This is a genomic window from Bradyrhizobium sp. (genome assembly GCF_028868675.1).
GTDB lineage: Bacteria > Pseudomonadota > Alphaproteobacteria > Rhizobiales > Xanthobacteraceae > Bradyrhizobium.
In genome coordinates this window covers 1-22,172 of sequence record NZ_JAGWUA010000066.1, presented here as the reverse complement: position 1 = coordinate 22,172, position 22,172 = coordinate 1, and the positions used below count along the sequence as shown (strand labels likewise).

20 protein-coding genes are annotated in these 22,172 nt (G+C 67.0%); 12 read left to right on the top strand and 8 right to left on the bottom strand.

Annotated elements, in window-relative coordinates:
* Positions 1 to 21 precede the first annotated feature (21 nt).
* The 8 genes from KGM94_RS11185 (at position 22) to KGM94_RS11150 (ending at position 9,238) form a co-directional block, all read left to right on the top strand.
* Entirely contained in the window at positions 22 to 1,008 is a 987-nt protein-coding gene (locus tag KGM94_RS11185) for an ABC transporter ATP-binding protein (protein ID WP_300258392.1), read from the top strand.
* Positions 1,009 to 1,100: 92 nt separating this feature from the next.
* On the top strand, positions 1,101 to 2,903 hold the full coding sequence (locus tag KGM94_RS11180) for a gamma-glutamyltransferase family protein (RefSeq protein WP_300258386.1): 1,803 nt from the start codon (positions 1,101 to 1,103) through the stop codon (positions 2,901 to 2,903).
* A 13-nt stretch (positions 2,904 to 2,916) separates the two neighbouring features.
* Positions 2,917 to 3,627: a DUF1028 domain-containing protein gene (locus KGM94_RS11175; protein ID WP_300258383.1), complete on the top strand. Its 711-nt coding sequence runs from the start codon at positions 2,917 to 2,919 to the stop codon at positions 3,625 to 3,627.
* Positions 3,624 to 4,613, top strand: coding sequence for an ABC transporter ATP-binding protein (locus tag KGM94_RS11170; protein WP_300258378.1), 990 nt, complete (start codon positions 3,624 to 3,626; stop codon positions 4,611 to 4,613). The genes KGM94_RS11175 and KGM94_RS11170 overlap by 4 nt, the downstream gene beginning before the upstream one ends.
* Entirely contained in the window at positions 4,613 to 5,719 is a 1,107-nt protein-coding gene (locus KGM94_RS11165; RefSeq protein WP_300258376.1) for a dipeptide ABC transporter ATP-binding protein, read from the top strand. The genes KGM94_RS11170 and KGM94_RS11165 overlap by 1 nt, the downstream gene beginning before the upstream one ends.
* 20 nt (positions 5,720 to 5,739) lie before the next feature.
* Positions 5,740 to 7,251, top strand: coding sequence for an ABC transporter substrate-binding protein (locus KGM94_RS11160; RefSeq protein WP_300258373.1), 1,512 nt, complete (start codon positions 5,740 to 5,742; stop codon positions 7,249 to 7,251).
* Between the two features lie 154 nt (positions 7,252 to 7,405).
* Positions 7,406 to 8,347 carry an ABC transporter permease gene (locus KGM94_RS11155; protein ID WP_300258370.1) on the top strand — a complete coding sequence of 314 codons (942 nt, stop codon included), beginning with the start codon at positions 7,406 to 7,408 and terminating at the stop codon, positions 8,345 to 8,347.
* 3 nt (positions 8,348 to 8,350) lie between these two features.
* Entirely contained in the window at positions 8,351 to 9,238 is an 888-nt protein-coding gene (locus KGM94_RS11150) for an ABC transporter permease (RefSeq protein WP_300258368.1), read from the top strand.
* Here KGM94_RS11150 and KGM94_RS11145 read toward each other — a convergent pair.
* The 6 genes from KGM94_RS11145 to KGM94_RS11120 form a co-directional block, all read right to left on the bottom strand.
* Complete coding sequence (locus KGM94_RS11145; protein ID WP_300258365.1) at positions 9,235 to 9,978, bottom strand: hypothetical protein; 744 nt, start codon at positions 9,976 to 9,978, stop codon at positions 9,235 to 9,237. The genes KGM94_RS11150 and KGM94_RS11145 overlap by 4 nt on opposite strands.
* Positions 9,979 to 10,135: 157 nt before the next feature.
* Positions 10,136 to 13,231: a MexW/MexI family multidrug efflux RND transporter permease subunit gene (locus KGM94_RS11140; protein WP_300258361.1), complete on the bottom strand. Its 3,096-nt coding sequence runs from the start codon at positions 13,229 to 13,231 to the stop codon at positions 10,136 to 10,138.
* Positions 13,232 to 13,308: 77 nt separating this feature from the next.
* The gene (locus tag KGM94_RS11135; protein WP_300258389.1) at positions 13,309 to 14,499 is read right to left on the bottom strand and encodes an efflux RND transporter periplasmic adaptor subunit; all 1,191 of its coding nucleotides are present in this window, start codon (positions 14,497 to 14,499) and stop codon (positions 13,309 to 13,311) included.
* Position 14,500: 1 nt separating this feature from the next.
* Positions 14,501 to 15,187: a TetR/AcrR family transcriptional regulator gene (locus KGM94_RS11130; protein WP_300258358.1), complete on the bottom strand. Its 687-nt coding sequence runs from the start codon at positions 15,185 to 15,187 to the stop codon at positions 14,501 to 14,503.
* 94 nt (positions 15,188 to 15,281) lie between these two features.
* Positions 15,282 to 15,872 (bottom strand): thiamine pyrophosphate-dependent enzyme, encoded by a 591-nt coding sequence (locus tag KGM94_RS11125; protein WP_300258355.1) that lies wholly within the window; start codon positions 15,870 to 15,872, stop codon positions 15,282 to 15,284.
* On the bottom strand, positions 15,869 to 16,402 hold the full coding sequence (locus KGM94_RS11120) for a thiamine pyrophosphate-binding protein (protein WP_300258352.1): 534 nt from the start codon (positions 16,400 to 16,402) through the stop codon (positions 15,869 to 15,871). The genes KGM94_RS11125 and KGM94_RS11120 overlap by 4 nt, the downstream gene beginning before the upstream one ends.
* A 105-nt stretch (positions 16,403 to 16,507) precedes the next feature.
* Here KGM94_RS11120 and KGM94_RS11115 point away from each other — a divergent pair, with 105 nt between their 5' ends.
* Complete coding sequence (locus tag KGM94_RS11115) at positions 16,508 to 17,728, top strand: cytochrome P450 (RefSeq protein WP_300258349.1); 1,221 nt, start codon at positions 16,508 to 16,510, stop codon at positions 17,726 to 17,728.
* 20 nt (positions 17,729 to 17,748) lie between these two features.
* Positions 17,749 to 18,423 carry a potassium channel family protein gene (locus tag KGM94_RS11110; RefSeq protein ID WP_300258346.1) on the top strand — a complete coding sequence of 225 codons (675 nt, stop codon included), beginning with the start codon at positions 17,749 to 17,751 and terminating at the stop codon, positions 18,421 to 18,423.
* 250 nt (positions 18,424 to 18,673) lie between these two features.
* Here KGM94_RS11110 and KGM94_RS11105 read toward each other — a convergent pair whose 3' ends face one another.
* Complete coding sequence (locus KGM94_RS11105) at positions 18,674 to 19,522, bottom strand: VOC family protein (RefSeq protein WP_300258343.1); 849 nt, start codon at positions 19,520 to 19,522, stop codon at positions 18,674 to 18,676.
* 214 nt (positions 19,523 to 19,736) lie between these two features.
* Here KGM94_RS11105 and KGM94_RS11100 point away from each other — a divergent pair, with 214 nt between their 5' ends.
* Complete coding sequence (locus tag KGM94_RS11100; RefSeq protein ID WP_300258339.1) at positions 19,737 to 20,630, top strand: sugar kinase; 894 nt, start codon at positions 19,737 to 19,739, stop codon at positions 20,628 to 20,630.
* 18 nt (positions 20,631 to 20,648) lie between these two features.
* The gene (rbsK, locus tag KGM94_RS11095; protein WP_300258336.1) at positions 20,649 to 21,557 is read left to right on the top strand and encodes a ribokinase; all 909 of its coding nucleotides are present in this window, start codon (positions 20,649 to 20,651) and stop codon (positions 21,555 to 21,557) included.
* 9 nt (positions 21,558 to 21,566) lie between these two features.
* Here the strand turns inward: rbsK and KGM94_RS11090 are convergent.
* On the bottom strand, positions 21,567 to 22,172 hold a 606-nt coding region (locus KGM94_RS11090; protein WP_300258333.1), incomplete at its 5' end, for an oxidoreductase C-terminal domain-containing protein.

The window sequence follows — 22,172 nt, the reverse complement described above, 5'->3', positions numbered from 1 at the left end:
CGCGCCAGCGGAGAGCGCGGCATGAGCGCCTTCGTCCGGGCCAGGAACCTGCGCCGCGTCTTCGACGTCTCGAAACCGTGGCTCAACCGCGTGCTCGAAGGCGGACAGCTCGAATATCTCAGGGCGGTCGACAGCGTCAGTTTCGAGATCGCCAAGGGCGAGACCTTTGCGCTGGTCGGCGAGTCCGGGTCCGGCAAGACCACCGTGGCCCGGATGATCGTCGGCCTGCTGCCGCCGAGTTCCGGCGAGGTCCTGATCGACGGCGTCTCGATGACCGATCCGAAGCAGGCCCCCGCGCGCCGCCGCCTGCGCCGGCGTATCCAGATGATCTTCCAGGACCCCTATGCGAGCCTCAACCCGCGCTTCCGGGTCGACGCCATCATCGCCGAGCCGATCCGCGCCTTCGACCTGATCCAGGGCGAGCGCGACATCCAGGCCCGCGTCGGCGAGCTGTTGAGCCTCGTCGGCCTGCATCCCGACGACCGGTTGAAATACCCGCACGAATTCTCCGGCGGCCAGCGCCAGCGCATCGCGATCGCGCGCGCGCTCGCCTCCGACGCCGAGTTCATCGTCTGCGACGAGCCGACCTCGGCGCTCGACGTCTCCGTACAGGCCCAGATCCTCAACCTGATGCGCGACCTGCAGGACAAGTTCGGCCTCACCTACATGTTCATCAGCCACAATCTCGCGGTGGTCCGGCACATGGCGAGCCGCGTCGGGGTGATGTATCTCGGCCGCATCGTCGAGATCGCGGAAAGCCGCGAACTGTTCGCCCGGCCGCGCATGCCCTACACCAAAATGCTGCTCGGCGCCGTGCCGGATCTGGCGATGTCCGGACGGCAGCGCATTCCGGTCAAGGGCGAGATTCCGAACCCGATCGACCCGCCGCCGGGCTGCGCCTTCAATCCGCGCTGCCCGCTCGCCTTCGATCTTTGCCGCAGGAAGGCGCCGGAGCTGATCGACGGCGTCGCCTGCCATGCGGTCAACACCGTGCCGGTGCCGGCGTGATGGCGCGGATGCGCGCGAGCCATGCCGAAGGCGCAATTGGCAAGCGCGCTTTGGTGTGATCGAGTGCCGCCGCAGCGAATGGACAGATTCCAATGGGCAACATCAATCCCGATCCCTTCACGACCCGGCCCGAGATCGAGGGCACGTTTGGCGTCGTCGCCTCCACGCACTGGATCGCGACCGCCGTCGGCATGGCGACCCTGGAAAAGGGCGGCAACGCCTTCGATGCCGGCGTCGCCACCGCCTTCACGCTGCAGGTGGTCGAGCCGCATCTGAACGGCCCCGGCGGCGACGTGCCGATCATCGTGCATGACGTCAAGCGCGCACGAACCGAGGTGATCTGCGGCCAGGGCCCGGCGCCTGCACGGGCCACCATCGCGCACTACAGGAGCGAGGGGCTCGACATGGTGCCCGGCACCGGGCTGCTGGCTGCCTGCGTGCCCGGCACCTTCGAATCCTGGATGCTGCTGTTGCGCGACTACGGCACCGTGCGGCTGCGCGACGTGCTGGAGCCGGCGATCTCCTACGCGCGGGACGGCTACCCCCTGGTCGAGCGCGCCAGCGCCACGATCCAGACCGTCGAGCAATTGTTCAGACAGCACTGGCCGACCTCGGCGGCAGTCTATCTGCCCAACAACGAGGTGCCGCGGCCCGGCACGCTCTTCACCAACAAGACGCTGGCCGAAACCTATGCGCGCATCCTGAAGGAGGCGGAGAGCGGCGGCGGCGGTCGCGACGCCGAGATCGAGCGCGCGCGAAAGGCCTGGTCGCAGGGTTTCGTCGCCGAGGCGATCGACAGGTTCTGCCGCACCCAAGAGGTGATGGACGTCAGCGGCTCGCCGCATCGCGGTGTGCTGTCCGCCGACGACATGGCGCGCTGGCAGCCGACGGTCGAGGCGCCGCTCACCTACGACTACGGCCGCTACACCGTCTGCAAGGCCGGCGTCTGGAGCCAGGGCCCGGTGACGCTGCAGCAGCTCGCGCTGCTGAAGGGCTTTGCGCTCGACGGGCTCGATCCCACGGGACCCGACTTCATCCACCTGCAGATCGAATGCGCCAAGCTCGCCTTCGCCGACCGCGAAAAATTCTACGGCGATCCCAAATTCAACGAGATCCCGGTCGCGACGCTGCTGTCGGATGCCTATAACGACGAGCGCCGCAAGCTGGTCACGGACAGGGCCTCGCTCGACCTCCGGCCCGGCTCCGTCGAAGGCTTTGGCGGCGTCGTGAAGCTGCGCCGTGCCGAGGGCCAACGCGAGGCAGTCGGCGCGCTCGGCGCCGGCGAGCCGACCGTGGGTCGCTTCGGCGAGGTGCGCGGCGATACCGTGCATTTCGACATCATCGACAAGGCCGGCAACATGGTGTCGTCCACGCCCTCGGGCGGCTGGCTGCAGTCCTCTCCCGTCATCCCCGAACTCGGCTTCTGCCTCGGCAGCCGCGCACAGATGTTCTGGCTGGAGGAAGGCCACCCCGCCGCATTGGCGCCGGGAAAACGGCCGCGCACCACGCTCTCGCCGACCATGGCGCTGCGCGACGGCGAGCCGTACCTCGCCTGGGGATCGCCGGGCGGCGACCAGCAGGACCAGTGGATCACGCAGTTCTTCCTGCGCCACGTCCACTGCAAGCTCAACCTGCAGGAGGCGATCGATGCGCCGGCCTGGCACTCCGAGCATTTCCCGATCTCCTTCTGGCCGCGCACCGCGCGTCCCGGCGTGCTCGTGGTCGAGAACCGCGTGCCCGAGGCAACGATCGAGGCATTGCGCGAACGCGGCCACCTCGTCGAGGTCGGCCCCGACTGGTCGGAAGGCCGCCTCACGGCGGCATCGCGCGTCGGTCCGCGCCGTCGCGCCGCCGCCAATCCGCGCGGCATGCAGGGCTACGCGGCCGGACGCTAGAGGGAACGACGAAATGACCTGGTCGATCATCGCCCGCGACACCGCCACAGGTCAATTCGGCATTGCGGTTGCCACGCGCTTCTTCGCCGTCGGCGCACGCGTGCCTCATATCGCCTCCCGCCTCGGCGCGGTGGCGACCCAGGCGCTGGTCAATCCCTATTATGGCATCGACGGCGTGAGACTCTTGCGCGAAGGCCGCAACGCCCATGAGGTGCTTGCCGCGCTGCTTGCGGCCGACGACGGCCGCGAGAGCCGCCAGGTCCACATCCTCGATGCCAGGGGCGAGATCGCGGCGCACACCGGCGGCGACTGCGTCGACTGGTGCGGTCATGTCGCGGGCAACGGCTTTTCCGTCGCCGGCAACATGCTCGCAGGTCCCGCCGTGCTCGACGAGACCGCAACGGCTTATCTGGAAAACGGCGCGCTGCCCTTCCCGCGCCGGCTGCTTGCGGCGATGCGCGCGGGCGAGGCCGCCGGCGGCGACAAGCGCGGCAGGCAATCCGCGGCACTCTTGATCCATGGCGAGGAGGAATGGTCGGCGCTCGATTTGCGGGCCGACGACCACGCCGATCCGCTCGGCGAACTCGAGCGGCTCGAGCAGGTCAGCCGCGAACTCTGGGTGCATTTCCGCGGCTTTTTGCCGACGCGGCAGAACCCGTCTGGCGTCACCGACCGCGCCGTCATCGACGCCGCGATTGCGGCCGCACGCGCGCAAGACTCATGACGACCGGCCGGCTGATCGAAATCGAGGACCTGCGCGTCCGCTTCCACGGCGATGACGGCCGCATCACCCACGCGGTCGATGGCGTCGATCTCAGCGTTGCCAATGGCGCGACGCTCGGTCTCGTCGGCGAGTCCGGCTGCGGCAAGAGCGTGACCTCGCTCGCGATCATGGGGCTGCTGCCGAAACAGACCTCCGAGGTCTCGGGCATGATCCGCTTCGACGGCCTCGACCTGCTGCAGGCGCCCGACCAGACCCTGCGCGACCTGCGCGGCAATCGCCTGGCGATGATCTTTCAGGAGCCGATGACTTCGCTTAATCCGAGCTTCACCATCGGCGACCAGATTATCGAGACGATTTTGCGCCACCGCGGCGGCTCACGGCGGGCAGCGCGTGGGCGGGCGATCGAGCTGTTGCGGCGAGTCCACATCCCCTCGCCCGAGCGCCGCATCGACGAATATCCGCACAAGCTGTCCGGCGGCATGCGCCAGCGCGTGATGATCGCGATGGCGCTCGCCTGCGATCCGCGCCTGCTGATCGCGGACGAGCCGACCACCGCGCTCGACGTCACCCTGCAGGCGCAGATTTTGGAGCTGATGCGCGAGCTGAAGGCCGCGAGCGGCGCCGCGATCATCCTGATCACCCACGATCTCGGCGTGGTCGCCGAAGTCTGCGACGAGGTCGCGGTGATGTATGCCGGCGAGATCGTCGAGCGCGCGCCGGTCGACGAGTTGTTCTCCTCGCCGCAACATCCCTACACCGTCGGCCTGCTCGGCTCGATTCCCCGCCTCGACCAGCGCGCCGCGCAGCTTGCCACCATCGAAGGCATGGTGCCGAACATGGCGCAGCCGCCGGCCGGCTGCCGCTTCGCCGCGCGCTGCCCGTTCGTGCGCGAGGCCTGCAGGGAGGCACCGCCGCCGCTCGCGGAGGTCAGCGCCGACCACCTCTCGCGCTGCATCCGCGCACCGCTCGAACAGCTGGTGTCGTGATGGCGCTGCTCGAGGTCGAGGGGCTGGTCAAGCATTTCGTCGCCGAGCGCTCGCTGCTCGGCCGGCCGAAGGCGTTCGTGAGAGCGGTCGATGGCGTCGGCTTCACGCTCGACGCCGGGCAAACGCTGGCGCTGGTCGGCGAATCCGGCTGCGGCAAGTCGACCGTCAGCCGGCTGGTGCTGCGGCTGATCGAGCCGGACGCCGGCCAGGTCCGTTTCGACGGCCGCGACCTCCTCGCGCTCACGACCGATGAGCTGCGCGCATTCCGCCGTCAGGCGCAGATCATCTTCCAGGACCCCTACGCCTCGCTCAACCCACGCATGACGGTCGGCCAGATCCTCGGCGAACCGCTGGCGCTGCATGAGGTGGTCCCGGCGGCCCGGCGCCGCGAGCGCGTCGAGGAATTGTTGCGGCTGGTCGGCCTCGAGCCGCGGCTGGCGCGGCGCTATCCGCATGAATTCTCCGGCGGCCAGCGCCAGCGCATCGCCATCGCGCGCGCGCTCGCCGTCGAGCCGAAGCTGATCATCTGCGACGAGCCGGTCTCGGCGCTCGACGTCTCCATCCGCTCGCAGATCCTGAACCTGCTGCGCGAATTGCAGGATCGGCTGGGGCTCGCCTACATCTTCGTCTCGCACGACCTTGCGGTGGTCAAGCACATCGCCGATCGCGTCGCGGTGATGAATCTCGGGCGCATCGTCGAGACGGCGGAGGCCGAGGCACTGTTCGCCGCACCCCGCCACCCCTATAGCCGCGCGCTGCTATCCGCGATCCCGTTGCCGCAGCCGCACGCCAAGCGCCAGGTCGTGCTGCTGGAAGGCGAGATGCCGAGCGCGCTCAATCCACCTTCCGGCTGCCGCTTCCACACCCGCTGCCCGTTCGCGATCGAGCGTTGCCGCAACGAGGAACCGCCGCTCCTCGTCGACGGCACGGGCCATGCCGCCGCCTGTCACCGCGTCGCCGACCTGCCGTCGGCCACGGCCATCCTGCCCTCCTCCGGCGGCTTTTCGCCGACGCTTGCGAAACTGGTCGCCGCCTTCAGCCGAAAGACGGAAGGCCAACCCCGTCCCGGGGTTGGTATACAAGGTGCATCGCCACCGCCGACATAGCTAGCAATGGGGACTGTCCGATGAAGAAGATTCGCCTGGCCGCCACGGCCGCCGCCCTGCTCCTGTCGCTCGGGACTGCCGTCCAGGCCCAGACCACGCTGCGCATCGGGCTAGCCGAGGACCCCGATATCCTCGATCCCTCGATGGCGCGCACCTATGTCGGCCGCATCGTCTTCTCGGCCTTCTGCGACAAGCTGTTCGACATCGACGAAAAGCTCAACATCGTGCCGCAGCTTGCGCTGTCGCAGGAGACGTCCGCGGACGGCAAGACCCTCACCATCAAGCTCCGCCCCGGCGCCAAATTCCATGACGGCGAGCCGTTCGATGCGGAGGCTGCAAAATTCTCGCTGGAGCGCCACCTCACCTTTCCCGGCTCGTTTCGCAAGCCGGAGCTCGCTTCCCTCGATCATGTCGAGGTGGTCGATCCCCTCACCATCAAGCTCGTCCTGAAGTCGCCGTTCTCGCCCCTGCTCGCGCAGCTCACCGATCGCGCCGGCATGATGGTGTCGCCGAAGGCCGCCAAGGCGGAAGGCGACAAGTTCGGGCTGCATCCGGTCTGCGCCGGTCCCTACAAGTTCGTCGAGCGCGTCCAGCAGGACCGCATCGTGTTCGAGAAATTCGCCGACTACTGGAACAAGGACAACGTCTTCATCGACAAGGTCGTGTTCCAGCCGATCGTCGACGCCACCGTGCGGCTCGCCAACCTGAAATCAGGCGGGCTCGACCTGATCGAGCGCGTGCTCGCGACCGACATCAAGGACGTCCGCGCCGATTCCCGCCTGAAGCTGTCGACCGCGATCGAGCTCGGCTACCAAGGCATCACGCTCAACATCGGCAAGGACAAGGCCAAGGGGCCGCTCAGCCAGTCGGCCAAGGTGCGCCAGGCGCTCGACTGGTCGATCGACCGCGAGGCGATCAACCAGGTCGTGTTCAACGGCGAGTTCAAGCCGGGCAATCAATGGGTCAATCCCGACCATCCCTACTATCAAAGCGCATTTCCGGTTCACGGGCGCGACATCGCCAAGGCCAAGGCGCTCTTGAAGGAGGCCGGCGTCACGCCGCCGGTCAGCGTCGACTTCATGGTGCCGAAGGGCGCCGAGACCGAGGCCGTCGCGCAGGTCGTGCAATCCATGGCCGCCGAAGCCGGCTTCGACATGAAGATCCGGGTCACCGAGTTCGCGACCTCGCTGAAGCAGGCCGAGGCCGGCGAATACCAGGCCTTCATGCTGGCCTGGAGCGGCCGCATCGACCCCGACGGCAATGCCTACGTCTTCCTGCACAGCAACGCGCCGCAGAACTACAGCGCCTGGGTGAACGCCGACGCCGACAAGGCGCTGGACGATGCGCGCCTCGTTTCCGACATGGCCCAGCGCAAGGCGATCTACGGGAAGCTCGCCAAGGTCGAGCTGGACGAGCATGCGATCCTCTATATCTACCACCGCCGGATCATCATCGCCCACACCACCAGGCTCGAAGGCTACAAGCAGATGCCGGACGGGCTGGTGCGCGTGGTCGGGCTGAAGCTGAAGTGAGCGGCATGACGACGCCCTCGTGTCCCGAACGCAATGCAGCGCGCAAGCGGTGCATTGCTGATCCGGGACCCACGACCGCAATCCACCAACCATGGGTCCCGGTTCAGCAGCGCAACATTGCGTGTTGCGCCGCGCCCGGGACGCGAGCGAGATCATGCTGAACTTTCTCGCCCGCCGGATCGCGCAGATCGTGCCGACGCTATTCTTCGTGTCGGTCCTGATCTTCTCGCTGCAGCAATTGCTGCCGGGCGATCCGGCGCTGGTGATGGCCGGCGAAGAGCGCGATCCCGCCGTCATTGCCCAGATCCGGCAGCAATACCGGCTCGACCGGCCGCTGCCGGTGCAATACGCCTGGTGGATCAAGGGCGTGCTGTCGGGCGATTTCGGCGAATCGCTGCGCATCAAGGTCCCCGTGCGCGAATTGATCGCGCAGAAACTGCCGGTGACGCTGCAGCTCGCGTCAATGGCGATCCTGATCGCGTTCCTGATCGGCATCCCCGCCGGCATCGTCTCGGCCGTGAAGAAGGGCACCGCCTGGGACTATGGCGCCAACCTGTTCGCGCTGTGGGGCATCTCGACGCCGAATTTCTGGCTCGGCATCATGCTGATCTTCCTGTTTTCGATCGAGCTCGGCTGGCTGCCGGCCTCCGGCTACGTGCCGCTCGGCGAAGACTGGCGCGCGAGTCTGGCCGCCACCATCATGCCCGCCTTCGTGCTCGGCAACGCCATCGCCGCGATCCTGATGCGGCACACCCGCAGCGCCATGCTGCAGGTGCTGGAGAGCGACTATGTGCGCACCGCACGCGCCAAGGGCCTGCTCGAGCGCACGGTCATCCTCAAGCACGCCATGCGCAACGCGCTGACGCCGGTGATCACGCTCGGCGCGCTCGAACTCGGCACGCTGTTGTCGGGCGCGGTGCTGACCGAGCAGATCTTTTCCATTCCGGGCTTCGGCAAGCTGATCGTGGACGCCGTCTTCAACCGCGACTATGCCGTGGTGCAAGGCGTCGTGCTGGTGACGGCGACGATCTACATCGTCCTCAACCTCGTCGCCGATATCGCCTACATCCTCGTCAACCCACGGCTGCGGGGCTAGGCCATGACCGACGCCGTGCTGTCAGCGAACGCTGCGACCGAAATCGACGAGCTGGAAAGTCCCGGACGCCGCGCCAGGCGGCGGCTGTTCAAGCGCAAGGCCGCCGTCGCCGGGCTGGTCGTGCTGACGGCGTTCATCCTGCTGGCGCTGCTGGCGCCGCTGATCGTGCCCCATGACCCCATCGCGACGAGCTGGGGTCAGGTCCGGAAGCCGCCCTCGGCGCTGCACTGGTTCGGCACCGACGAGTTGGGGCGCGACATCCTGAGCCGCGTCGTCTTTGGCGCGCGCGCCTCGCTGCTCGCCGGCGCCATCTCGGTCGCGATCGCGCTCGGCATCGGCGTGCCGCTCGGCCTCATCGCCGGCTATCGCGGTGGGTTCACCGATGCGCTGATCAGCCGGATCACCGACGCGATGCTGGCCTGCCCGTTCCTGATCCTCGCGATCGCGCTCGCGGCGTTCCTGGGCCCGAGCCTCGGCAACGCCATGATCGCGATCGGCATCTCGGCGACGCCGGTCTTCGTCCGCCTGACCCGCGGCCAGGTGCTGAGCGTCAAGGCGGAGGACTATGTCGAGGCGGCGCGCGCGCTCGGCAATCCCGACTGGCGGATCGCGCTGTCGCACATCCTGCCGAACATCCTGCCGGCGCTGCTGGTGCAGGCGACGCTGTCGATCGCGGCCGCCATCATCGCCGAGGCGGCGCTGTCGTTCCTCGGCCTCGGCCAGCAGCCGCCGGCGCCGTCATGGGGCAGCATGCTCAACGCCGCGCAGCGCTTCCTCACCCAGGCGCCCTGGATGGCGATCTGGCCGGGACTTGCGATCTTCCTCGTGGTGCTGTCCTTGAACCTGCTCGGCGACGGCCTGCGCGACGCACTCGATCCGCGCCAGCGCTAGACCACCACCTCCCGCATCACCCTTCGGCAATCCATCTCGTATTCGAGATCGACGACCGGCGGGCGCGCGAAATGCCAGGTCAGGCCCGAGCGCAGCGCGCCGCGACGGACCAGCTCGTCGGCGAGCGCGTGGTGGAAATCGCGGATCGAATAGGCCTGCACGGCGGTGGTGTCCTTCCAGCCGAAGCCGAAGGCCGAAAGCCGGCTCTCCATCTGCGAGGTCGTGAAGCGTACTTTTTCGCGCAAGCCCTCCGGGCTGAGATCGCGGTAGCGAACCGTGCGCTCGACATAGCTGCCGGCCCCCTCGCGCGCCTCGGCGCCGCCCGCGATCACGAAGCTCGGCGCGGCCGAGCTCGACGGCCGCGTGAAGGAGAAGGCGTAGAACGACGGCTCGGCGGGCGGATCGATCTCCGGACAGACATTGCTGCGCGCGACCGGATTGGTCGTGCCGTCGAAGATACCCCACTCGGCAAGCGTCTTGACGTAGTGCAGGTTGAAATTGCGAAAGCCTTCCTCGGTGAAGGCGGCAGGCGAGCGCAATTCGCAGGCGCAGAAGGCGGTCAACGGCCGCCCGGCCTCCTGGATGATCTTGGCGGCCTGCGCAAATCCTTCGGCCAGCGGCAGCAGCCGGTCGAAGCGGACACGCTCGATCTCGAAACCGGAATGTGCGGCGGCGCCGGCCGAGTACTGGAACACGGACGGAATGAACCGGTAGTTTCCCGCAGCGAAGTCGCGTGTCATGTCCAAGGGCCCCTTTCCACCTGCCCGCGGACACGATCGGTCCGCTTGAGGCAGTCAGCCTAGCAAGCAAGCCCTGGCTTGTCTCCCGCCGGGCGCATGAAAAAGGCGGCAGCGGGAGTGACCGCTGCCGCCCTCTTTTTCCGGTCGGTCTGGCGCGTCAGGTCGGACGCAGCGCCTTGCCTCCGAGATCCATCTCGGCGATCTGCTTGTTGCGCTGGGAGTCCGCCTTGGCGCTGTGATTGGTGGCGAGCACGACATAGACCGCCGGCAGCACGAACAGCGTGAACAGCGTGCCGATCGACATGCCGGCCACCACCACGAGCCCGATCGAGAAGCGGCTCGCGGCACCGGCGCCGGTCGCGGTCAAGAGCGGGATCAGCCCGGTGACCATCGCGGCCGTCGTCATCAGGATCGGCCGCAGGCGGATGCGCGCCGCCATCTCGATCGCCGAGCGGCGGTCGAGCCGCTCCTGGATCTGCAGCTCGTTGGCGAACTCCACCATCAGGATGCCGTGCTTGGTGATCAGGCCGACCAGGGTGAGCAGGCCGACCTGGGTGTAGATGTTCATGGTCGCCGCGCCGAAGAACAGCGGGATCAGCGCGCCGACGATCGCCATCGGCACCGAGATCATGATCACCAGCGGATCGCGCAGGCTCTCGAACTGCGCCGCCAGCACCAGGAAGATGATGATCAGCGCGAAGCCGAAGGTGATCGCGAGCTGGTTGCCTTCCTGGACGTATTGCCTGCTGTCGGAGAGGTAATCGTGGCTGAAGCCCTGCGGCAGGTTCTTGGCCACGCTCTCCAGGAACTCGACCGCCGTGCCGACGGTCACGCCGGGCATCGGCACCGCCTGGAAGGTCGCCGAGTTGAGCTGGTTGTAGTGGGTCAGCGAGTTCGGATCGGTCGAGGTCTCGATCGACACCACGGTGGACAGCGGCAATTGCTGGCCGGTGTTGGTCGTCACGTAGAACGCGTCGAGCGACTCCGGCGACAGCCGCTTGCCGCGCGGCACCTGCGGGATCACCTGGTAGGAGCGTCCCTCCAAGTTGAAGCGGTTGATGTAGTTGCCGCCGAGCAGGATCGCGAGCGTCGCGCCGACGTTCTGCATGCTGATGCCGAGATCCTGCGCCTTGGCGCGGTCGATCTTCACCTTCACCGTCGGCTGGTTGAAGGCAAGGTCGCTGTCGGAGACGATGAAGAGGCCGCTCTTGCGCGCCGCGTCCTTGATCTTCTCCATCTGCTCGTAGACGGCCTGGAAACCCGCGGTCGAATTGATCACCATCTGCACCGGCAGGCCGCCGGGCCCGCCCGGCAGCGGCGGCAGGTTGAAGGCGAATGCCTGCACGCCTTCGATCTTGCTGAGCTCCGCCTGCACCAGCGGCTTCAACTGGATCGAGGAGCGCTTGCGCTCATCCCACGGCTTCAGCAGCATGCCGGCGATGCCGCCCTGCGGACCGTTGATGCCGTTGAGGACGAAGCGAAGATCGGTCTCGGGGAACTTCTGGAAGTCCTTGTCGAGCTTTTCGCCGTAGAAATTGAGATAGTCGATGTTGGCGTATTTCGGCGCCTTGGTCACCGCGAACACGATGCCCTGGTCTTCCTCCGGCGCGAGCTCCTTCGCGGTGTTCATGTACAGGAAACCGACCAGGCCGAGGATCGTCACCGCGAACAGGCCGGTGACGGCCTTGTAGTCGAGCGAGCGGTCGAGCCTGCGGCCGTACCAGCGTGTCAGCGCGCCGAACACCCGGTTGACGAGCCTCGAGAAGCGGCCCTCGTCGGCGCTCTTCAAGAGCATCGAGCACATCATCGGCGACAGCGTCAGCGCGATCACGCCCGACACGATCACCGAACCCGCGAGCGTGAAGGCGAATTCGCGGAACAGGGAGCCGGTGAGGCCGCCGAGGAAGCCGATCGGCGCATAGACGGCGGCGAGCGTGATGGTCATGGAGACGACGGGTCCCACGATCTCGCGCGCGCCCTGCAGCGCGGCCTGGACCGGCGGCCTGCCTTCCTCCAGATGGCGGTGGATGTTTTCGACCACCACGATGGCGTCGTCGACCACGAGGCCGATGGCGAGCACCATGGCGAGCAGCGTCAGCAGGTTGAAGCTGAAGCCAAGGATCAGCATCAGCGTGCAGACGCCGATCATCGACAGCGGGATGGTGACGATGGGAATGATGACCGAGCGGAACGAGGCCAGGAACAGGAAGATCACCACGATGACGATCAGCACGGCCTCGCCGAGCGTCTTCTCGACCTCGTCGATCGAGGACTGGATGAACTTGGTCGAATCGTAGGCGACCTTCATCTTCATCGAGGGGGGCAGGTTGCGCTCGAGCTCGGGGAACAGCGCGCGCACGCCTTTCACGAGCGTCAGCGGGTTGCCCTGCGGGGTCGCCTGCACGCCGATGAAGATCGCGTGCTCGCCGTTGAAGGCGACGCTCGCATCCGTGCTCTGAGCGGCGAGCTCGACGGTCGCGATGTCCTCCATCCGCACGAAGCCGCCATCCTTGGCCTTGACGATCATCTTCTTGAACTGGTTGACGTCGGTGAGGCCCGTGTTGGTCGAGATGTTGGAGACGATCAGGTAGCCCTTGGTCTGGCCGGCGGCCGACTGGAAGTTGTTGGCGGTGATCGCGGCGGCGACGTCGGTCGGCGAGACGTTGCGGCCCGCCATCTTCACGGGATCGAGCCACAGCCGCATCGCAAAGGTCTGGCCGCCCAGGATGTCGGCCGAGGCGACGCCGTCGACGGTGGAGAGCACCGGCTGCACCACGCGCGTCAGGTAGTCCGAGATCGCCGACCCCGTCAGTTCGTCGGAGGAGAAACCGAGATACATCACCGCCGTGGTCTGGCCGGTGGTCTTGGTGACGATCGGGTCGTTGGATTCCTTCGGGATCAGATATTTGACCGAGTTCACCTTGGCGAGCACCTCGGTGAGCGCCTGGTTCGGGTCGAAGTTCAGCTTGATGTAGACCTGGATCGTCGAGGTGCCGAGCACCGAGGACGAGGTGATGTAGTCGACGCCTTCGGCGGAGGCGACCGCCTGCTCGATCGGCGTGGTGATGAAGCCCTGGATCAGGTCGGCGGACGCGCCGGGGTACACCGTCGTGATGTTGACGACCGTGTTCGACAGCTTCGGATATTGCCGGATCGGCAGCACCATGGCCGCGCGCAGGCCGATCAGGAGGATCAGCAGGCTGACGACGACCGACAGGACCGGCCGCTTGATGAAGATATCGGTAAAGGCCATCGCGGCGATCTCGATTTCCTATGTCCTAACAGGCGTGACCCGGCCATGCCGGATCGCGGCGCGCATGAAGCGCGTTCTCAGTAGCGCGGCGGCTGTGCCGGGATGGGCGGAGTGGGATCGGTCGAGATCGACACCGCGGCGCCGGACTGCAGCTTGAGCTGGCCGACCGCGACGACCTTGTCGCCGGGCTTCAATCCCTTGAGGATCTCGGCGCGCCCGTCGACACGGTTGCCGGTCTGCACGAAGGTGCGCACCGCGGAGAGGCTGGTCTTGCCGTCATCGCCCTTCTTCTCGGTGATGAGGAACACGGAGTCGCCGTACAGGGTGTAGTCGACCGCGGTCTCCGGAACGGAGACGACCGGCGGCTTGTCCGGCAGCACGACCGTCGTCGTCACGAACATGCCGGGCTTGAGGATCTTCTCCGGATTGGCGATCGTCGCCTGGACGCGGATGTTGCGCGTGTCGGTCGCGATCTGCGGCTCGATGGTGGTGATCTTGCCCTCGAAGGTACGGCCCGGATAGGCGTCGACCTTGAGGCGGACGGCCTGACCGACCTTGAGCTGGCCGGAATCCTTCTCGGTCACGGTGAAGTTCGCCCACAATTCCGAGAGATCGGTCAGCGACACGATCGGCGTGCCCGCGGTCAGGTACTGGCCGACCTCGACCTTGCGCACGCCGAGATCGCCCTCGAACGGGGCCCGCACCAGCTTCTGCGAGATGAGCGCCTCGGTCTTGGCGATGCCGGCCTGCGCCTGGTCGAACGCCGCCTGCGTCTGGTCGACGGTCGCCTGCGGCCCGAACTGCCGCGCCGCCAGCTGCTTGGCGCGCTCGAGCGCGAGCTGCGCGACGGTGGCCTGCGCCTTGAAGTTGGCGAGGTCGCCCTGCTCCGGCGCGTCGAACAGCTGCACCAGCGGCGTGCCGGCGGCGACGTGCGCGCCCGGCTCGAACTTGATCTCGGTGACGCGGCCGTTGACGTCGGCCGTCACGTTGACCTGGTGCACGGCGGCGAGTTCGCCGACCGCGGTCAAGAGGTTCGGCACCACCTCGGACTTCGCCTCGGCCACGCTCACCGACACCGGCGGCGGCTTGTTGTTGGCGAAGAATTGCTTGATCATCTGGCCGCGGAAATAGTTGAACCAGACGAGCCCGCCGACCAGCGCGCCGAGCAGCACACCGACGATGATGAACCAGCGCACCGGCCGCACCGGACGCTTCGGCGCCTTCTCGATCGGCTCGCCCGATATCTTGTGTTCAGCCACGATGTTCATGTCATGCACTTTCTGCAATCGCCGTCTCCTTCGCCTCCGGCGTCGATGCGCGGCCCAGATGCGAAGCAATTGCGGCGTCGTTGAGTCCGATGCCCCGCAGGAGAAACTCGCAGAGCTGCCGTTCGAGATCGTCCGCCTTGCCGTAGGCGAGACAAGGCGTGGCCGGCAGCCTGGTGAGCGCAGCCGTCAGCACGGTGTGGTGCGCAAACCAGAACAAGTTGAGCGGTTCGCTCCTGGGGGGCGCGGCGTCGCCGGCCGCGACCGCGCGCTCCAGTGACGCAACGAAGACCGTTCCGATCAGTTTCTCGACCTTCGCATAAAGCAGGCGGGCGAATTCGCCATCATCCAGATGGCTCGTGACCATCAGCCGCAGCCGCTGCGCCTCTTCCTGGTCCGGGCCATCGGCGATCTCGACGAAGTACTGGACCATGCCGCGGATCAGCTCGACCAGGGTGGCGGTCGACGGCTCGCGCTCCAGGAGCACGGCAAGTTCGGGATCGGCCTCGCATTCCTCGCTGAGGATTTCGGCATAGAGCGCGGCCTTGGAGGGAAAGTGCTTGAACAGCAGCGCTTCGGAAATGGCGGCGGCGGCCGCCACGCTCTTGGTCGTGGTGCCATTATACCCGTGACGGGCAAAGCAACGTTTCGCGGCACCGAGGATGAGTTGACGCCTCAGGTCGCTGGTCATGCGCAGGGAAGTCATCGGGTGAGTAAGCACTCACCTAGGCTGAAGTCAAGCAAAATGGTGCGATGCAACCTCCGGCCGCCAGATCAACTCGGCGTCAGATCGGCTGGAACCCGAGATCGCCGCGGAGCCGGTTGACGACATAGGCACCGTCGCGCGTCGGCAGGATCCGCTTCAGCTCGGCATTATCGATCTTCACATTGGCAAAGCGCGGCCCGGCCGAGAGGTCCTGAACCGATTTCGCGAAAGCCTCCACCTCCGCCATGGTCGAGATGGCGCGGCTGTCGGCGATGCCGCAGGCCTTGGCCACCCCCACGAGGTCGGCGGTGACCGAGGTGTGGCTGGTCTGCCCGCCGGTCTCGCCGTAGCACTCGTTGTCCAGCACCACGATCGAGAGATTGGCCGGCTTCTGCAGCCCGATGGTGGCAAAGGCCCCCATGCCCATCAACATCTCGCCGTCGCCGGTGACGACCAGCACCGGCAGCTTCGGCTGCGCCAGCGCAAGCCCTAGCCCGATCATCGCGGCGCCGCCCATGCCGCCCCAGAGATAGAAATTGCGCGGATGGTCGCCGGCGGCGGTGATGTCGTTGGTGGAGGCGCCCAGGCCTCCGATCGCAACCACGTCCTTGCGGTTCGCGAGCAGCGTGGCGACCACCTGGCGGCGGTCGAGGAGATTGGCCTTGCTCATTTGGTGAAAACCTTGGCGCCAATCAGGCGCTGTGACAGGAGGACGGCGGTCGGCGTCAACGCATTGTAGGCCTGGCTTGCGGCAGCCTGCAGCACGTCGGGGACCTCAGCGGCATTCGAGACCCGCAGCACCTTGACGCCGGAGAGCTCGAGGACGCCCTGCGTGGTCGAGCCCATCGGCACCTGCCAGGGATTGAACTCGCCCCACTCGCCCCGCATCGTAACCAGGGTGAGGAACGGGAAGTGCAGCATCGGCACCAGCGACAGCATGTTGATGCAATTGCCGACCCCGCTCGACTGCATCAACAGCACGCCGCGCTGGCCGCCGGCCCAGGCACCGGCGAGCAGCGCCACGCCCTCCTCCTCCGTCGTCAGCGGAATGCCGCGCATGGTGGACGACGCCAGCACCCGCTTGATGAGCTGGGTGTGGCCGGCGTCCGGCACGTAGGCCACCTGCCGGACCTCGAAGCGCTGCAGGGCCGCGAAGATCTCCTCCGGCCAGAGGGGAGCGGTGTCGGTTTGAGCTTGCATTGGGCCTTTCCGGGGCGGGACGCGAACGGTTGCGGACTGTAACCCGCGCAGCCCTTTCCGGAAGAACAAAAACGGCATATCAGTTTTCGAAAAGAGAATGGCAGCATGACAGGAAACGCACGCGAGCTGGCGGCAAGCTTCGACCTCGAACGGTTGACGCCGGAGTTCTACGAAAATCCCTATCCGACCTATCGTGCACTGCGGGAGAACGAGCCGCTCAAGCGGCTGCCGAACGGCACCGTCTTCCTCACCCGCTATGACGATCTCGTCGCCGTCTACAAGAACACCCGGATGTTCTCGTCCGACAAGAAGAAGGAGTTTGCGCCCAAATACGGCACCTCCCTGCTCTACGAGCACCACACCACGAGCCTCGTCTTCAACGACCCGCCCTCGCATACGCGGGTGCGGCGACTGATCATGGGCGCGCTGTCGCCGCGCGCCATCGCCAGCATGGAGGGCGATCTGGTCGCGCTGGTCGACCGACTGCTCGACTCCGTCGCGGCAAGGCGCGACTTCGATCTGATCGAGGACTTCGCCGCCGCGATTCCGATCGAGGTGATCGGCAATCTGCTCGGCGTGCCGCACGCGGAGCGCGAGCCCTTGCGCGACTGGTCGCTCACGATCCTCGGCGCGCTGGAGCCGGTCGTGTCGCCGCAGGCCTTTTCGCGCGGCAACCAGGCCGTGAAGGACATGCTCGTCTATCTCGAAACGCTGGTCGAACGCCGCCGCCAAAAGCCCGGTAATCCCGAGCGCGACGTGCTGACGCGGCTGATCCAGGGCGAGGAGAACGGCGAGCGGCTGACCGAGAAGGAACTCTTGCACAACTGCATCTTCCTGCTCAACGCCGGACACGAGACCACTACCAATTTGATCGGCAACGGCCTCGTCGCGCTGCTCACGCATCCCGACCAGAAGCAACGCCTGGTCCAAAATCCCGACCTGATCAGGACGGCGGTGGAGGAGATGCTGCGCTACGAGAGTTCGAACCAGCTCGGCAACCGCATGACCACGGAGCAGGTCGAGCTCGGCGGCCTCGCGCTGGAGGCCGGCACCTCGATCACGCTGTGCATCGGCGCCGCCAACCGCGATCCCGCGCAATTCCCTGACGCCGAAACCTTCGACGTCGCGCGCACGCCGAACCGGCATCTCGCGTTTGCCACCGGCGCGCATCAATGCGCCGGCATGGCGCTGGCGCGGCTGGAAGGCGCGATCGCGATCTCGCGCTTCTTGGCGCGCTTCCCGACCTATGCGCTGAACGGCGCCCCGGTGCGCGGCGGGCGCGTCCGCTTCCGGGGCTTCTTGCGCGTGCCCTGCACGACGGGCTGAGCGATCGCGACGAGGATCACATGAAGTTCGATGCATTTCGCGAGCGCTGGGCCGATCCCCTGCTCACCGCGCTGACGATCCTGCTCGTCATCATGATGTTCGTCGTCGCGCCGCTGCAGGCGCTCGGGATCTTCGCCTTCCAGGTCTCCGAGCTCCTCCTTGCGCTGCTCCTGGTCGGCGGCATCTTCGTGATCTCGGGAAGCCCCGCTGCCGTCGTCGCCATGCTGGTCGCGCTCGCCATGATCGTCACCGGCGCGATCCTGCGGCTGCGCTCGCCGTCGATCCTCGACCTCAATTTGTTCGCCGCCTCATGGCTCATCGTCGGCACCACCATGGCCTGGGCGGTGGCGCGGGCGACGTTCGCGCCGGGACGCATCACCTATCATCGCGTGATCGGCGCCGTGCTGTTGTATCTGACGGTCGCCGTGATCTTCGCCGCGCTCTTTACTCTCATCGGATCGCTCGTGCCCGACGCGTTTCGCGAGCTCTCGGTCGAGGACAGCCCGGCGCTCGCGAGCCGGGTGATCTATTTCAGCTTCGTGACGCTGACCACCACGGGCTATGGCGACGTCTCGCCGGTGCATCCGATCGCGCGCAGCCTCTGCAACCTCGAAGCCATTTTCGGCCAGCTCTATCCCGCAACGCTGCTAGCGCGGCTGGTGACGCTGGAGATCGCGCACCGCGGGAAGGAATGAGAGTCCCATGCGGCCGGTGACGCCGTTCATGATCAGGCCGAGGCGCTGCGTGGTCATGCCGATTGCTTCCGCGGAAATCTTGTTCGTTCGGCGTCCGCCGAGAAATTATCCTGCGGGATAAATGCGTCCAGCAGGCGCGGCCGCGGTGGGCCGGCTCTGCAGCGCACCACTTCGTGATGCCCTGCATCCGGGGCACGAAACCTGCTCACGAAAAGATAGCGGCGCGCGGCTTCACCGTCTTCATCGAGCCTTACGCCGCCGGCTTCGGCGTCCTCTCCAGGAGCAGCGTCTGGATTCCGCAGGTGCCGTTCCGCACCGACATGACCCGCGTGCCCGGCTTGCGGCCGCTGCGGACCTCGCTGACGTCGACGCCGGCGGCAAGCAAGCGGGCGCGGGTGGCATCGATGTCGGCGACACGCCAGCTCAGGCCCCACAGCTTGTCGTGGTCGAGGTCGCCGCCGGCGACAGGCCGGCGCACCACTTCGACGATGAGATCGCCGCAGCGGAAGAACATGAGCTGACCCCAGTCGTTGTGCGAGCGGTCGAGCGCCATATCCATGCCGAGCCGCGCCCCGTAGAGCGCGGCGGCGCGTTCGGAGTCCTCGGTCGAGACCACGACGTGATCGAGCCCGACGACCGGTCCGGTGCCGGTTGCGACCGAGACCGGGCGCTCCTCGGCAAGCTCGAGAAAGAACATGCGCACGCCGCGCGTCAGCTCGGTCGTGGCGCGCGTACGCTTCCAGTGCAGCAGCGCGCCGGTCTCGGCATCCCGGCTTTCGACCGCGGCGACGGGATCGGGCTTCAGCGCCACGCGGTCGAGCCGCCGGTGCATCCTGTCGATGTCGGCGACGCGGAAGCAGAGGCTTGCGAGCACCCCTTCCTGGTCGCCGAGCAGCGCGCGCATGCGGTCCGCCGTGACGCTGAACCCGCTCGGTGCCATCAATTCCAGCGTCATGTTGTCGAGGGTGAACAGCACGCGATCGGCGCCGTCGCCGGAATTCTGCCAGGCCGGCGCCCGCGCCAGCAGCGTCTGGTAGGCCGCCTTGGCGGCCTGGATATCGCCGACCAGGGCGACCACGTGATCGAGGCCGGTGATCATGTTCCTCCTTCTCGAACGGAGCCGGAACTCACGACGGCGACTCGGCGTTGTCCGGGCTGGGCAGCGCGATGCCCGACCATGGTCGTATTCCGCCGCCATGCTCATCTCAAGCGCTTCCGGCGGCAGTCTTGCGAATAATTTCGGCGTCCCCGCCGCGGAAGCGGTGCTAATGTAAACCGCCGGCCGGGACCACCCAGCGCATCACGGACCGCTCATGCAGGCTCTCTTCATCGGACAGACCTATATCGACGTCACCTTCATCACCGATCACCTGCCGACCGGCGACGAGAAGCACGTGGCCTCGGCCTATGCCGTCTCCTTCGGCGGCAACGCGGTGACCGCGGCATTCTGCTGCGCGAAACTGGGAATCGTGCCCGACCTGATCGCCACCGTCGCCAATGACTGGCTGGGGCGGATGTTCCAGGACATGTGCGCCAAATACGCGATCTCGCTGCACGGGCGGAAGGTGAAGACGTCCTCGCTGTCCTTCATCATGCCCAAGGACGGCAAGCGCGCCATCGTCCGCTGCCGCGACGACGAGCACATCCACCCCTTTCCGATTCTCAATCTCGGGGGCTGCCGCGCGTTGCACATCGACGGGCATCAGCCGGACGCCGCGATCCACTACGCAAGAGTGTGCCGCGAGGCCGGCATCCTGACCTCGCTCGACGGCGGCGGCCTGCGCACCAACACGCACGAGCTGCTCGAATACATCGACGTCGCCATCGTCGCCGAGCGCCTTTGCGAACAGATGGACCTGACGCCGGAGAGGATGCTGGATTACCTGAAGAGCCGCGGCTGCCGCGTCGGCGGCGTCACCATGGGCGAGAAGGGCCTGCTCTGGTACAACGAGACCGGCGCGATCGAGACCTTGCCGGCGATGCCGATCCCGCGCGAGCGCGTGCTCGACACCAACGGCGCCGGCGACGTCTTCCACGGCGCCTACATCTACTCCTACCTCGCCCATCCCGGCAAAAGCTGGCGCGAGCATTTCGACTTCGCCCGCGCGGCCTCGACCTTCAAGATCCAGCGCCTCGGCAACGAGGCGGGACTGCCGACCCTTGTCGACATCGCCAAAGTCAGGCAGGAATTCGAAGTCAGGGTTTAGCCTTCGCAAGGTTTGCGCATGGGACGCGTCTTCGTCGCCGGCAGCATCAACATGGATGTGGTGGCGACGGCCGACCGTCATCCCAGGGTCGGCGAGACCGTCGCGGGCCGGCAGGTGCTGTACTTCCCGGGCGGCAAAGGCGCCAACCAGGCGGTGGCGGCGTCGCGGTTGGGAGCCCGGACGACTCTGATCGGACGCCTGGGCAAGGATTCCTTCGGCGCCGAATTGAAGGCCTTCCTCGGCGATCAGGGCATCGATCTCGGCTATGTCCAGGAGACGACCGAAGCCCATACCGGGACCGCCATCATCACGGTCGCCGATGCCGACAACACCATCGTCGTCATTCCCGGCGCCAATGGCCTCGTCAGCGCCGACGACGTCGGCGTCGTGCCGCTGCTCGAGGGCGACATCGCCGTCAGCCAGTTCGAGATTCCCCTGCCCGCGATCGCGGCGTTCTTTCGTCACGCCCGCGCGGCCGGCGCCACGACGCTGCTCAACCCGGCGCCGGCGATGAAGGTCGGCCGCGACCTGCTCGCGCTCGTCGATATTCTCGTGCTGAACGAGACCGAACTCGGCCTGCTCGGCGACAGCGACATTTCCGAGAGCGACGATCTCGCGCGCATCGCGGACGCGGCTCGTCGGCTGCAAGCGAGCAAGGATCAAATCATCTGCGTGACGCTCGGCAAGCGCGGCGTCCTCGCGCTTACCGGCAACGAGGAGCTGATCGTCCCCGGCCGAACCGTGCAGGCGGTCGACACCACCGGCGCCGGCGACTGCTTCGTCGGCGCGCTGGCGGCACAACGGGCCGACGGCACCGCGTTGCGCGACGCACTCACTTTCGCCAACGCAGCCGCCTCGATCTCCGTGCAGCGGATGGGCGCCGGCCCGTCGATGCCGACGGCAGAGGACGTCGCGGCGGTCTTGTGATGGTCGAGATCAGGCCAGCGCGCTCTTGAGATCAAAGCTCCCGTCCGCGGCCTGGTCCGGCGAGATCGAGCGGTCCATGCCGAGCAGGCGCCGCCCGAACATGTGGTCGCCGGCGCGGTTGATCGACTCGATGCCGACGAGCTTGCCGGTCTTGTAGCAGAAGGCCGAGAACGCCTTCTGCGCGGGATCGCCGCGCAGCACGACCTGGTCGTAGCCCGTCGTCAGGCCTGCAATCTGCAGCTTGTCGTCGCCCTGGTCGCTCCAGAACCAGGGCTGGCCGTCATAGACCTTCCTGTCGCCGGTGAGCCGCGCCGCGACGCAGCGGGCCTGATCGGTCGCGTTCTGCACCGACTCCAGCCGCAGCGACCCGCCGAAGCGCGGGCTTGCGAACAGCGCACAGTCGCCGATCGCCGAGATGCAGGGATCGGCGGTCAGGAGATACTCGTCGACGATGACGCCGGAGGCGACCGGCAGCCCCACCTCCGCGGCAAGCTCGATATTGGGCAGCACGCCGACGCCGACCACGATGAGATCGGCCGCCAGATGCCGGCCGTCGCTCAGGGAGACGCCGGTGACCTTGCCGCCCTCGGCCTCGATGCTGGTCGCCTGCACGCC

What these genes read in the sequence shown, in the direction of transcription:
- KGM94_RS11175 (WP_300258383.1), top strand. Translation starts at nt 2,917, where the DNA reads ATGACCTGGTCGATCATCGCCCGCGACACCGCCACAGGTCAATTCGGC.
- KGM94_RS11120 (WP_300258352.1), bottom strand. Translation starts at nt 16,402, where the DNA reads ATGCAAGCTCAAACCGACACCGCTCCCCTCTGGCCGGAGGAGATCTTC.
- KGM94_RS11115 (WP_300258349.1), top strand. Translation starts at nt 16,508, where the DNA reads ATGACAGGAAACGCACGCGAGCTGGCGGCAAGCTTCGACCTCGAACGG.
- KGM94_RS11185 (WP_300258392.1), top strand. Translation starts at nt 22, where the DNA reads ATGAGCGCCTTCGTCCGGGCCAGGAACCTGCGCCGCGTCTTCGACGTC.
- KGM94_RS11145 (WP_300258365.1), bottom strand. Translation starts at nt 9,978, where the DNA reads ATGACACGCGACTTCGCTGCGGGAAACTACCGGTTCATTCCGTCCGTG.
- rbsK (WP_300258336.1), top strand. Translation starts at nt 20,649, where the DNA reads ATGGGACGCGTCTTCGTCGCCGGCAGCATCAACATGGATGTGGTGGCG.
- KGM94_RS11125 (WP_300258355.1), bottom strand. Translation starts at nt 15,872, where the DNA reads ATGAGCAAGGCCAATCTCCTCGACCGCCGCCAGGTGGTCGCCACGCTG.
- KGM94_RS11180 (WP_300258386.1), top strand. Translation starts at nt 1,101, where the DNA reads ATGGGCAACATCAATCCCGATCCCTTCACGACCCGGCCCGAGATCGAG.
- KGM94_RS11100 (WP_300258339.1), top strand. Translation starts at nt 19,737, where the DNA reads ATGCAGGCTCTCTTCATCGGACAGACCTATATCGACGTCACCTTCATC.
- KGM94_RS11135 (WP_300258389.1), bottom strand. Translation starts at nt 14,499, where the DNA reads ATGAACATCGTGGCTGAACACAAGATATCGGGCGAGCCGATCGAGAAG.
- KGM94_RS11140 (WP_300258361.1), bottom strand. Translation starts at nt 13,231, where the DNA reads ATGGCCTTTACCGATATCTTCATCAAGCGGCCGGTCCTGTCGGTCGTC.
- KGM94_RS11110 (WP_300258346.1), top strand. Translation starts at nt 17,749, where the DNA reads ATGAAGTTCGATGCATTTCGCGAGCGCTGGGCCGATCCCCTGCTCACC.
- KGM94_RS11130 (WP_300258358.1), bottom strand. Translation starts at nt 15,187, where the DNA reads ATGACCAGCGACCTGAGGCGTCAACTCATCCTCGGTGCCGCGAAACGT.
- KGM94_RS11160 (WP_300258373.1), top strand. Translation starts at nt 5,740, where the DNA reads ATGAAGAAGATTCGCCTGGCCGCCACGGCCGCCGCCCTGCTCCTGTCG.
- KGM94_RS11105 (WP_300258343.1), bottom strand. Translation starts at nt 19,522, where the DNA reads ATGATCACCGGCCTCGATCACGTGGTCGCCCTGGTCGGCGATATCCAG.
- KGM94_RS11165 (WP_300258376.1), top strand. Translation starts at nt 4,613, where the DNA reads ATGGCGCTGCTCGAGGTCGAGGGGCTGGTCAAGCATTTCGTCGCCGAG.
- KGM94_RS11150 (WP_300258368.1), top strand. Translation starts at nt 8,351, where the DNA reads ATGACCGACGCCGTGCTGTCAGCGAACGCTGCGACCGAAATCGACGAG.
- KGM94_RS11155 (WP_300258370.1), top strand. Translation starts at nt 7,406, where the DNA reads ATGCTGAACTTTCTCGCCCGCCGGATCGCGCAGATCGTGCCGACGCTA.
- KGM94_RS11170 (WP_300258378.1), top strand. Translation starts at nt 3,624, where the DNA reads ATGACGACCGGCCGGCTGATCGAAATCGAGGACCTGCGCGTCCGCTTC.